We start from the raw sequence: 12,190 nt of genomic DNA on the forward strand, positions 1-12,190 counted from the left end.
TGCAAGTTTATGATACATCATTAATTAAACGAAAACATATAATAATTTTTGTCTTAAGCTTTCAAAAGCAGTTTTAAAGTAGTTTTACTTAATAAAATAAAAAAATATGGTTGACACAAGTTCACCAATGTCTGACCAAGGTGGCAAAGAATTAGAACTAAAAACAATAGCATATAATAATGCTATTAATGCTATTAAATCAATAGAGACTACATCTGAAAATAAAAAAATATTTGAAAAAAAATTAGAAGGAAAAGAAAGTAAAGCTAAATTTATCTTTTACACTTTATATGATTTGACAAATAATTTAACTCAAAAAGACGAAGATATTATTACGCCTTTATCTGGGCTGATTTATACATTATATTTCGATGAGAAACTACTAAAGTTTGATGTTGATGACAAACTACTAAAAAACTTTGAAAATATTAAAATAGATAAAAAACCATTAAATGTTTTACCATTTATAGAAACTTTAGTATTTTTAAATCGCTTGACCTCACAGAAAATTATCAATAGTTTGGATGATGACTCTGATGTAGAGGAAATAATTATGATGGTTTTTGTAACTATGAGTCAGGAAAAAGATATCCGTGCTCTAGTTATAGAACTTGTCCATAGACTATCAATTTTAAAAAATAAAGATTTTTTTAAGCAGAATATTCTGACTAATGAACAAAACAATTTTTTATTTATAACATTTAAAATATTTGTTCCTATTGCAAATCGTCTAGGTTTTTGGAGTATAAAATGGGAGTTAGAAGACCTTTGTTTTAAAGGAATTAAGCCAAAGATTTATACATACATCAAAAAATTGCTTAAAGAAAAACGAGCAGATCGAGAAAATTTTATGAATGACTGTATTAATTATATAGAAGATAAGATTGTCAAAAATGGGTTGCCTAAAGAAAAATTCAAAATTAGTGGAAGACCTAAAAGTATATATAGTACTTATACAAAAATGAAACAACTTTATAGTTATAGCCAAAAAACTTTAAATCGTAAAATATCACTTGAAGGATTTAGCACAGTAATAGAAGGTAACTTTCTGACTTTTAAAGAGTTATTTGAAGGAGTTCATGACTTATTGGGTATTAGGATAATTTGTTGCGATTCTGATGAGAATTGTGACTCTAATAAGGACAAGCTTAAGCTTAGTAAAATATGTTACGACGTTTTGGATATAATACAACAAAATTTTACTCGGCAATCTACTTTTATACGTAAATACGGAGAATTAGTAGATTATATAGCTGCACCAAAACAAAATGGTTATCAATCTATTCACCTTGTAGTTCATGCACCTTTAGTAAATGAATCAAATATTCAAGATCATAGAAAATTAGAGGTTCAAATAAGAACAGAAAAAATGCATCAACAAGCAGAGTATGGTGTAGCTGCTCATTGGAAGTATAAAGAGCTTGGTTATTCACAACGTGCAACTAACAAAGATTTTGCATTTACTGCACTTAAGGAGTATATAGACCAAAATGGTCTTTCTGCTGCACAAGACTTCCTTAAAGAAAAACTTGATACTAATTTATTTGGTTCCCATATATATGTATTTACTCCTGATAAAAATGTTGTTTCACTGAAGAAAGGTTCTACACCTGTAGATTTTGCTTACCACATTCATACAGAAGTAGGAAACCACACTACAGGGGTGCGAATTAATGACAGGATGGTGCCTTTGTTAACGCAACTAAAAAATGGGGATATCGTGGAAATTACCACGCAAAAGAATGGTCACCCAAGTCTAGATTGGCTAAACTTTGTCCAAACTTCTCTTGCTAAGAATCGAATTAAACAATGGCATAAGCGTTCGCGTAGGAAAGAAAATATTGATCGAGGTCGAGAATTATTAGAAAAGGAATTAAGTAAGACGGGATTTGAAAATCTGCTGAGATCAAAATTTATGCAGACGATAGCAGAAAAATGTAATTACCAAAGTGTAGAAGATTTACTTGCTGCTTTAGGGTATGGCGAAAAAAGTACATCTATTTATCAAGTAATAAACTTAGTGAGAGAAAAAGAGAAGGAGGAAGCAAAAGCACATGGATGGAAAATTTTAGAAAGAGCTTTTGTTAACAATAATCTTAAAATATCATACAATTCCGAATTTATACTAGAGGCAGCTCAACGATTGAATTATCAAACTGATGATGATTTACTTGCTGCTTTAGGTGAATCAGCAAAAGTAATTGACGTGAATGAAGTAATAAAAATTTTGCGAGAGGTATTACAGGGAAAAAGTTCAGTAGAAGTAGTTTCCCTTAGAAATAAGTCGAACCACCCTGCTAATATCTCTGACAAACAGCATCCTATAAAAGGAATAGAAGGATTATTGTATTATCGAGCAGGTTGTTGTCAACCTATACCAGCAGAACCCATTGTTGGTATTGTTACACGTAGTGATGGCATTTCTATTCACCATCAGAATTGTAAGAATGTGCAGAATTTACTAAATAGTAAATCCGGTAGTGAATCAAATCAATATGAAGGTTTGACTGTTAGCTGGAATGATAAAAGCGAACAGACATATTTGGTAGATATTAAAATTGAAACTAATAATCGCATAGGAATATTAAAAGATATTACCTCATATTTGGCAGATAAATCTATTAATATAAGTGAAGCAATAATAAAAACTTACCCATACGAAAATAAGGCTTTAATTAATTTATCCATTGATATTAAAAATCTTCAAAATCTTGAAAATTGTAAAGCTTCTATCAAACAAATTAAAGATGTTATAAATGTAAATCGTGTAAGTGAAATGAACGTAGACTATAACAAAAACGTGAAAATTCAGCCGCGAGAGTTTTAAGAAGTGCTTGCCATCGGGTAGGGATAACTGACGTGAGTATCCTCATCACGCCCAACCCCAACGAAAAAACCCCACTCACCCGTCTACGTAGACCGCAACCCAAAAGCCACCGCTAACACCCAACACCACGAAAATGATGTGCGGCGATCGCAACGACTCGCCAAAATCGAATGAGTACAAATGCTTACCCTGGAAAAATCGCCTAGAACACACTTGGAATCAATCGGCAGGGTGTTTGCGCGTTCACACGTTGCGACAAATGACCACTGAAACTGCTACACCTTGTACCGGAGTGGGCGGCGCGAAGGCAACACGCAAGAGAAATGATTGACCACGGGTGTATGGCGTGTCAATAAGCGATCGCCCCCTTTACCACCCATCACTCATTATCCGGTAAATACAAGCCGCGACAAAATCAACCAATCAAAACCTCGGCAGCACTGTACCCGTCCCCGCATCCTTCTTCACTCTTACATACCCCTTGGTAGTATCGCTCTTGCTGTGTCCCAACTGGTCTTGCACCTGAAAAAGCGGTTTACTCTCCACCGCCCTCGTTGCATGAGAATGCCGTAACCAGTGACACGAAAACTTCACCTTCGCCGTTTCAGATATATCTTGAATCAATCTTTTAATTGCCCGATCGCTCAACGGCAACCCCCTTTTTGCTGGGTCAGGTGACATGTTCGGGAACACGGGCATCTTATCACTAGCCATCCCCCGATACTTCTTGAAAACGAGCGAAGTCTCATGGTCTAACCCAATCTCGCGGTGCCACCTTTGCCTCGGAACTTAATCGTATAGTATCCCCGATTTCTATCCTCTGGTGTCGGGTCGGGATACCACTGGAAATTATGCCAATATAACCCCGGATAATCTTCTCTCGGTTTAAAAGGTACATCACCTGGAACCGTCACGCGACCAACTTCACCAACCCGCATCCCACTATAAAAAAGTAGAGAGAACACCAACCAATGCTGCCCCCCTAACTGTTTGGCAGCATCAGCTAGCTTCGTCATCTCCCAATCTTCTAGATATCGCTCAGATTTAGGTAAATCACTAAAATTATCGTAATTTATACTACTTGCAATATTCCGCAAGAAATAGCCACAATTCTCAGCCGAACCGTAACTCCACAGCGATCGCAACATTAGTACTTGGTTAGATTTAGTATAAGGGGAAACCTCACCCCAACTAGCAACAAACTCCAGTAACAATGTTAGCTGGATTAATCTTAAATCAGGTATACCTTCATTGCGTACCCAATCAAGCAATTTTTGACCAAATCGGTAGTATTTTCGCTTAGTTTGTTCGCGGTTTTGACTACCCGCCCAAGCTAAAATTAATTCCTCATCATTACCCACCGCAGGCGTGCGGTAATAATATTGCCGAATTACCTCCGATACTAATTCTGGAGTTACTTGCTGTGAGGTATTTGGCGATACAACTTTTCCTAGTTGGGGAGAGTGAATCTCTACGGAGCTAATTTCAATACTGGTAACATCCATTTGGTCTTTAGGGTTACGCTCAGATAAATATATAGCTTCCTGGAAGCGCTGTTTCAGGAAGCTTTTATATTCTACGACAGCGCAGTGAATATACTGCCCGCACTCTTCGTTAATAATTCCCAAAGCCTGCACAAAAGTTTCTTGATCCCTTCTAGGGTGAAAGACCCAAAACACGGCGGACGATTCCCGAACTCTTTTGTGCTTGAATCACCAATCCCTGATATGTTGATAGCATTGCTATCTACTTGATATCGATAGCTGTTGCTATCAATTGCGATATCACTATGTCTGACGAGAACAAACCCAGCGAGATGATCCGCGTACCCACTCCCCTGATTCCAGCAGTTAGGGAGTTATCCCGGCTGCACCGACAAGGACGAACAAGCGAGTTGCTTCACTCTTTGGATGAATTAATACTGGCGTTGGACAGTAACAGTAGAAGCGCCAACCCTACTTCCCAAACGATATTAGCTATTTGCGAACGACTGGATAAGCTGGAATCACAGAACTTCGGTGAATCTAATAGCAACGAAACTGGAGCAATCCATAATCTCGCCGATTTAGAACAAAAAATTGAGGGGATGACAGCCCGAATGACACAGTTTACCGAGGCGATTATTAAAATTCAAAATCATCTCAACAACCAACCAAGGCGGCAGAAGAAATCGTACTACAACAATTCATCCTATCAAGGGCATACTCCGCGAATCCAACCATTAACGGAAGAAGGTTTAGCTTCAAGACTTGGTGTAAATGTAGAAACTATACGTGAACAGCGAATTAATCTGCATCCACCGCTTTTTGTGGCATGGTGCAAGGGCAAGGATAGATCAGGTATGGGGTGGGAATTTAACGAAAATACGGGGTTATATCATCCGGCAAGTTAACGGCGCTCTTGCGATCGCCCCTAGTCTATTAGCTTGAACATGCCAAATATTCCCTAACTCACATCTTGCACCTAGCCTTAGCGATTAGAAATCGCGGCTATATAAACGAAGAAACGAAGTCCGCCTGGTATTGTGAAGACTAACGGAAAATCAAGGTTTAAAACCCGCCTGCGCGGGTTTTGCCTGTGTAGCCAAGCCAGTGCGTTGGGCGGCTCGGCCGACTTGAAGCACCTGGCGTGCGACTTTTAGTCGCCTGGTGCAAGATATAAGCTAATCGCACGCAGCATACTTGCACTACCTTTACTGTTAACCAAAAGAATCGGCGCAAGATGCGATGGACGATTCGCTTCAATAAAACCTGTAGCTGCGTGTTTAGCACTAGCCGTCACCATCACAACAATGTCAGAATTTCTCACCCACTGACGCAGCCTATCATTACCTCCCTTGTCATGACTGAGATAAACTGTCACTTCTTTACAAGCTGCTTCTAAAATACTTTTTACTCTGATTGCTGCGGTTTCTGTGAGAGTGTAAATAAGAACAGATTTACTCTTGAGTTTTTGGAAAATATTCACCTCAACTTCCAGATTTTGCTCGACTAAACTCGCTGGTTCGTCAAGCAAATCTGGAAACGATTCTCCTAAGTGTAAATCTTTTACCAAAGCGCGAAAGATTCCCCTTTGCACTTCATCAATACGTTCTGTAAAACGGCGTAGAGTTTCAGCCGTAGCAAATAGAAGTTGTTCGCGCTTTTCTAGGACTGGGCAGGGATATGATATTAGTACATCAATTAAGTCAAGCATCCAATCAACTTTTTTGGGTGAGGCGAACCTGTCCCAAAGCTCCAAAGCATAGTCTACAATCTCTGTATATTTTGCTGTATTAACTCCCAAAGTTAAAATAGCGATCGCTAAATCATTGAACAAAACCAAATCAACATCCCCACCCTCTGTACTCAGGACTAGCAGTTCTAGTAATGAGTAATAAAGGCTCTCGAACTCGCCACGGGGAAATTGCTCATCTTTCTGAAAAAATCCCAGCAAGTAAGGAAGCGCATCGTGCAGGACAGACTCAGCTGTTGAGCCTACTTTACTTAACAATTCGTCAAATTCTGCTACTGCCTGTGCTTGCATCAGCAAGCTAGTAACATCCCATTCGGCAGAACCCTGGCGTGCAGTGTATAACGCTCGTTCCCAGGTTGGCTTTTTATCCAGTTGCGATAACCACTCCAACCAATTCGTTGGGACAGATAAAGCTGTTGGGGTGTCTTTTGTTGTACCTTCCTGGCTTCCCCGCAGTTTAGTAAGAAAATCTTGGTTCCAACGTACTTTTAGCAAGGCTGTTTGCTCGTCAGCAGTCAACTCGTCAAAGGCTTGCAATGCAGCTTTTTCCACCGCCAACGTTTGCAACTCGTAGGCGCATTGGAGGAGTAAGCGAACTTTCTCTTTCGACGACGGAATATTACAAAGCAATGAAAATGCTTGGTCGAAGTCTCCGTTTTTGGATAGCTGTTCGGCTTGTTGCAGGGGGTCGCCTTCGCTGTCTGGGGTAGCATCTCTTAGCAGTGCAGCTAATCTTTGCAAATAGCTGCGGTGAGTTTCTTCAACTTCCGCAATTGCTAGCAGTTCGTCTCGAAGTGCAGGTTTCGTTGGTTCTCCACCTACCGCCAGCAGCATAAATAATTTCAGTACTTCTGGGATTTTACTACCTGCACGGACAGCAAAAAGATTCTTGTAACGGGGAAAAACTACTTCTTGGAAATAGGCTACAGCACTGCCGGGGGCGTTATTGTCCTCAAAATGTTGCAGTTCAGTGCGGTATACTGCCTTCAGCAGAGCTTGGGTAACGGCGAAGGGTCGGCGAACCTGCAAAAGATTGCCTAGTTCTGGGAGGGTAAGCAACTCATTCCATTGCTCTAGTTCTGCTAAGAGTTGCACCCGCAGAAACAGCAGATTCAGCGCATCCAGACGATGCTGGTCTACAAGGTATTGTAGTGAGTTTTCCGCAGCAATGCGATCGCCTGCTTGCAATGCCATATAAAAGTCCCGCAGTACGCGACCTGTGGGACGGGGAATATCTGCGACCCGTTTCACCCGTCTCTCACTCACTCGGCGCATCTGCTCTAGTGCTTCCCAAACATCTGTCGCTTGTCCGCACAGTTTGACCGCAGCGCCTCCAGTAAATTCGTAAACTGCTAATTCTATAGGGTCTTGGGGGTTTAGTTGCGCTCTTTGTCCACGAAATGTCGAATATGTGGGGCCAACAAACGCCATTAATTCTTCACTCAAACGGCGTAATTGGCGTTCCGAAAGGGCGATGGCGTACCAATCTACACTCTCGGAACGCCAGCAGGGAAGAATTGTTGGCTGAGGTTCGCCTTTGGTCAACAACTCGACCCAAGGACGGATTTTGGCTTGTTTTCCTTCGCCACGTTCAATCTTGCCAAGGTCAAATTTGTTGTCAGTGCCAAAAAACTGCTCTAGGAAGTGGCGGATATCTGCATTGCTAGCATTAGTCATCGCTTTTGAATATCACATAGTTAATATAGTAAGATGTGTAATAAAAAGTACTCAAATCGTTACAGGATAAAAATTAAATAATCCAAAATCCAAAATAGCATTACGCCTCTCCCCATCGGTTAGTAAAAATCAACTGTTGTTCAGCGATCGCTTCTGGGGATGTTTCATAAGTTACAACTTCCTCATTGATTGTAATGCCGTTGTAGGTGAAATTCATCGAACCTGCAAGATAATACCCATCTCCCAGGATACCTTTTGCGTGGAGTTCTTCGGTAATGTGGAATCGCACGGGAACGTCCTGATAGTCAGTTTTGCCTTTGATTTGTTCAATAAATCTGTGGTTGTGAGAGTCGGGACGGGTAGCAATGTGTACAGTCGTTCCCCGTTCGGCTAGGGTGGCGAGGACTTGGGAGAGGCGAATGCGGGAACGACTCCATGAGGGTTCTAAGCATAGGAAGGTGTTGGCGGTGTTATCGATAACGGGGATGTCAGATATCCACGGAGAAACAAGCCACACGCATTGGCTGGGGGTGATAAGTTCGGCGACGAAGATTGTTTGGAGTAAGTCAGGGATTTGGCGGGAACTTAGGCGGGAGTGAATATAGCGGGAAGGCATTTAATTTTATTCCTGACGTGGATCTGACTGGGGTGGATGCCAACCCGCTTCTACCCAAAAACGACGAGCAACTTGAATGGAAGGCTCATCCCGACGTTCATCATTGAAGTCAAAGCGATGGCTAGTAGCTCTCCCTGTAGGAGTTGTACCTATAATTTTTATTCCATCTTTTGTCCAAATAAAATGCTCAGACCATTGTTGCTGACGGGGATGAAATAGAGGAACTTGTTCTTGGGTTTTAGGATCAGTACCTACAATAAAATTATAGTGACGTTCATTACAGCGATGACAAGCTAATGCCAAATTATCCAGTTCATCAGAGCCACCCAAAGACTGCGGCATGATATGGTCAATGGTAAAACGGTCTGGACTCAAGTATTCTGGAGAGTGACAGTATTCGCAGAGATATTCAGCTCGTTTTCTTAGAAGTCTTCGAGTTTGTTCGGACACCATTTACTTTTGGCTGCTAGTTGAGCGTTAATCAAGGTAAATATTCGCTCAAGTTCGGAAATGCCTACATATTCAGCTTCTTCTTCAGGAGTGAGCGCATCAGCTTTTTTTTTCTGCAACAGTTCTTCAAAGCGAGACTGTAGCTCATCGGTAAATTTAAAAAGATAAATATCACCGAATTCGCTCATCCTGATACCAGAAGACATTAAGGATGAGGGTTGAACCATCAATTGAGTAGTCATTGTGTGTTCACAGTGCCTTTGGTTCTATTGTGCCTCAATTAATCAATGATTATAACGGTGTGGGTGGGTGCGATCGCAACTATCAAAAACCGTATGTGTAAATTGTGCAACCAAAAGTTATATTAATAACTTTAATATACAGTGTAAATTCTTAAGAAAACCACAAGTATGGCTAAGTTGAATCGATTTAAGGATAAAGATTATTGCCTATAAATCGGATATTTTACAGAATTTAAGGCATAAATGGATATATCTAGAGATTTTTATCAATTATATGAGGTATATGAGGTTATGTAATAAAATTGCCACTTAAGATTTTTATGAATATAATGTAAAAAATTTTACCCTTCACCTAAAAATTTCCCTCTATGTTTCAGGAACTGATCTCTAAAGCCAATGAAGCTTTGAATAGTAAACCACTGGTGGCGATTGATTGTGCTTTAGAGATAATTTCTCAAGCCAAAATAAAAAATACTTCTATTTCAAGTTTGCAACTTCTTGAGCTTTTTTGTAAAGCAACACTTAAGAGTGCAGAAATTTTTGAAAAAGATTGGAACGGTGATATAGTATCTAGTCTATTTATAAATAAGTTTAGTTCTAGTCAAAAACATTTTATAGCAGCATCTTTAATTAGACTAATAAACGCGAATAATGAGTTTTTAAAAATAGACAGTAGTTTGCGTCCCCAATGTTTTAAACTTTTTGATGAAATATTTTCACGAGATTTATACAAATCATTATCTATTGATATCAAAATGCAAAGCCATGATAAAGAAAGTAGATTATTAGAAGAAGTATCAAAGTTTCATAAAGATTTTTTAGGCTTAATTGACTTTTTTAAGAATTTCCAACACTTTCCTGATATTCGCCATAGATTCTTCCAAACAATTAATTCTAGGTTATCTACATCTCTTCTACATCCTTTTCTTCCAAAAGAATTAGTTGGTCTTCGCACACAAGAGATATTTACTATAATAGAAAAATATTTAGATGGTCAGGGATTAAGTAAAATCCATATTTTTAATGAAGCTATAAAAAATATTGATGACTATTTATTAATTGCTGAAACACATGGAACAAAGTATAGTCTTGATTACTTGGGCGGCTTGGCAAGAAAAATTAAAAGTATTTTACAAAAAGATTTTCACAACAGTCCTTTAAGTCAACCTGCTAGCCTGGAAATTTATACTAATGAAAAAAAATATCCTTTTTCTAGATTAAACCATAAATTTAATCTAAACTTAGTTATCAAAAATAATGCTTCTGGGCAAGCTTTTGACGTAAATTTAAATTTGATAGAAGTAAGTGACAATATCCAATTAGATAAACGAGAATTATATCTTGGTCATATTGAAATAACAACTATAGAATTAGAAATTCCATGTGAAGTTATTTACCCAAACCAAAAAGCCGAATTACTAGGGGAGTTAATCTGGACTAATTTTGATAATTCAAAAGGTAAAGAAGAATTTGAACTTGAATTAGAAGGGCAGAATTCTGATATTGACTGGGAGAAATTGGTTATAGAGGAACCGTATAGTTTAGAACCAGTGGAAACTGAGGATGAGTTAGTAGGACGTAAAGATGTTCTTGACCAGCTGATAAGAAGTGCTAGTGCTAAAAATAGTGTAGGTTCATCTTATATATTGGGACAAAAACGTGTAGGCAAAACTTCTATAGCGAAAACTTTAGGTTCACGTTTATCTAAACTAAATACTTCTGACTACCTTGTAATTTATATAGAGGGAGGGGAGTATAGTTATCCTAGCGCAACTGAAACCATAAGAAATTTAGGACAAAGAATTTGTAAAAAAATACAAAAAGCAGAAATAAAATTATCTCATTTACAAACACCAGAATTTAAAAACTCATTATCTCCTCTATCTGATTTTCTAGAGGAAGTTATAAATATTATACCAGAATACAGGATACTATTTATATTAGACGAGTTTGACGAATTACCGATAGATACATATAAATTTACGCCTATTGGCCAGTCTTTTTTCCTCACATTAAGAGCTATTAGTAGCCAAAAAAACTTTGGTTTTGTGTTAGTGGGAGGCGAAAAAATGGAGTTTATTATAAGTGTTCAAGGAGATGCACTCAATAAGTTTCAGCCAAATAGAATAGATTATTTTGAAAAGTTTTTATCTGATTTTCAAGACCTTGTTAGAAAACCAGTAGCAAAATGGGGAATTGAAATTTCTGATCTAGCTTTATATGAGTTACATCAACAAACAGGAGGCAATCCATACTTCACAAAACAAATATGTAGAGAGTTATTTAAGCTAATGGTAGCTCGCAGAGATGGACATATAACTCTGAAAGAGATAAAAGAAGCTACTACATTTACATTAAATACCATAGCTAGTAATAGCTTCATTCATTTTTGGAAAGATGGAATTTTTGAAACAGGTGATATTGCAGAACAAAATTCAATGAATCGAAGGAAGATTTTATTAGCCTTAGCTGAAACATATAGAAAATGTTCTGAGGTGAAGAAAGAACATATTATAGATCAAGCTATAAAATATGGATTAAAAACAGATATTATAGAAAAAGAACTGCGAGATTTTGAGCGACGCCAAGTTCTTATAAATACTAATGATATTTATGATTGTAAAGTACCTTTATTTGCTAAGTGGCTTAGAGATAAAGGTGTCAATGAAATTATTACTACTTTTACAGATCCGGATGCTATTTTAAAACGTAAAAAGGATGAAGAAGAAGCATACGTCAGACCTGAAGAAATTCTTAAATTGGTAAATACATGGGAACTTTACCGTGGACAAGCTATTACCGATGATAAAGTAAGAGCCTGGCTTAACCAGTTTGGAGAAAATAGTAAACAAAGATTGATGTTTAAAATTTTACAAAAAGTGCGTTTTTATCAAGAACATCCAATCAGAATAAAAATGAAACAATGTGAACGGATAGTGAATCAAGGATTAGTCAGGAAATATGTGGAAGGGCAAAAAAAGAGGTCAGATATACTTATAAGCTCAGAAGTGTTGAATGTTAAGAAAAATCCGATAAAAATAGCCCAAAATATGGTAATTTTGGGCGAAGGCTTAAAATATATTAGTTTGATTGTGATTATAAATTCATTTCCAAAAATTGTCAAAGATATACTGAGAAAGCTGC

10 protein-coding genes are annotated in these 12,190 nt (G+C 38.0%); 4 read left to right on the forward strand and 6 right to left on the reverse strand.

From position 1 onward, the window contains the following. The first annotated feature begins 106 nt into the window (after positions 1–106). Complete coding sequence (locus VE944_RS21305; RefSeq protein WP_324981468.1) at positions 107–2,827, forward strand: RelA/SpoT family protein; 2,721 nt, start codon at positions 107–109, stop codon at positions 2,825–2,827. 133 nt (positions 2,828–2,960) lie between these two features. After that, on the forward strand, positions 2,961–3,158 hold the full coding sequence (locus VE944_RS21310) for a hypothetical protein (protein WP_324981472.1): 198 nt from the start codon (positions 2,961–2,963) through the stop codon (positions 3,156–3,158). Between the two features lie 92 nt (positions 3,159–3,250). Here the strand turns inward: VE944_RS21310 and VE944_RS21315 are convergent, their stop codons facing one another. After that, positions 3,251–3,541, reverse strand: a complete 291-nt coding sequence (locus tag VE944_RS21315; protein ID WP_324981476.1) for a site-specific integrase — start codon at positions 3,539–3,541, stop codon at positions 3,251–3,253. A 38-nt stretch (positions 3,542–3,579) separates the two neighbouring features. Continuing rightward, the gene (locus VE944_RS21320; RefSeq protein ID WP_324981477.1) at positions 3,580–4,506 is read right to left on the reverse strand and encodes a hypothetical protein; all 927 of its coding nucleotides are present in this window, start codon (positions 4,504–4,506) and stop codon (positions 3,580–3,582) included. A 110-nt stretch (positions 4,507–4,616) separates the two neighbouring features. On the opposite strand from VE944_RS21320, the gene VE944_RS21325 reads away from it, so the two are divergent. Next, positions 4,617–5,219 (forward strand): hypothetical protein, encoded by a 603-nt coding sequence (locus VE944_RS21325; protein WP_324981480.1) that lies wholly within the window; start codon positions 4,617–4,619, stop codon positions 5,217–5,219. 245 nt (positions 5,220–5,464) lie between these two features. Here VE944_RS21325 and dpdD read toward each other — a convergent pair whose 3' ends face one another. The 4 genes from dpdD to VE944_RS21345 all read right to left on the reverse strand — a co-directional run bounded on the left by dpdD (position 5,465) and on the right by VE944_RS21345 (position 9,046). Continuing rightward, on the reverse strand, positions 5,465–7,738 hold the full coding sequence (gene dpdD / locus VE944_RS21330) for a protein DpdD (RefSeq protein WP_324981483.1): 2,274 nt from the start codon (positions 7,736–7,738) through the stop codon (positions 5,465–5,467). A gap of 100 nt (positions 7,739–7,838) precedes the next feature. Continuing rightward, positions 7,839–8,354 carry a phospholipase D-like domain-containing protein DpdK gene (gene dpdK, locus VE944_RS21335; RefSeq protein WP_324981486.1) on the reverse strand — a complete coding sequence of 172 codons (516 nt, stop codon included), beginning with the start codon at positions 8,352–8,354 and terminating at the stop codon, positions 7,839–7,841. 6 nt (positions 8,355–8,360) lie between these two features. Further along, positions 8,361–8,807 carry an HNH endonuclease gene (locus tag VE944_RS21340; RefSeq protein WP_324981488.1) on the reverse strand — a complete coding sequence of 149 codons (447 nt, stop codon included), beginning with the start codon at positions 8,805–8,807 and terminating at the stop codon, positions 8,361–8,363. Then, positions 8,777–9,046, reverse strand: a complete 270-nt coding sequence (locus VE944_RS21345) for a hypothetical protein (RefSeq protein ID WP_324981491.1) — start codon at positions 9,044–9,046, stop codon at positions 8,777–8,779. Before VE944_RS21345 ends, VE944_RS21340 begins: the two co-directional genes overlap by 31 nt. Positions 9,047–9,414: 368 nt before the next feature. Between VE944_RS21345 and VE944_RS21350 the strand changes: the two genes are divergently transcribed. Continuing rightward, positions 9,415–12,190: AAA family ATPase (locus VE944_RS21350; RefSeq protein WP_324981494.1), on the forward strand; the 2,776-nt coding region annotated here is incomplete at its 3' end.

The organism is Nostoc sp., assembly GCF_035638895.1.
Taxonomy (GTDB): domain Bacteria; phylum Cyanobacteriota; class Cyanobacteriia; order Cyanobacteriales; family Nostocaceae; genus Nostoc.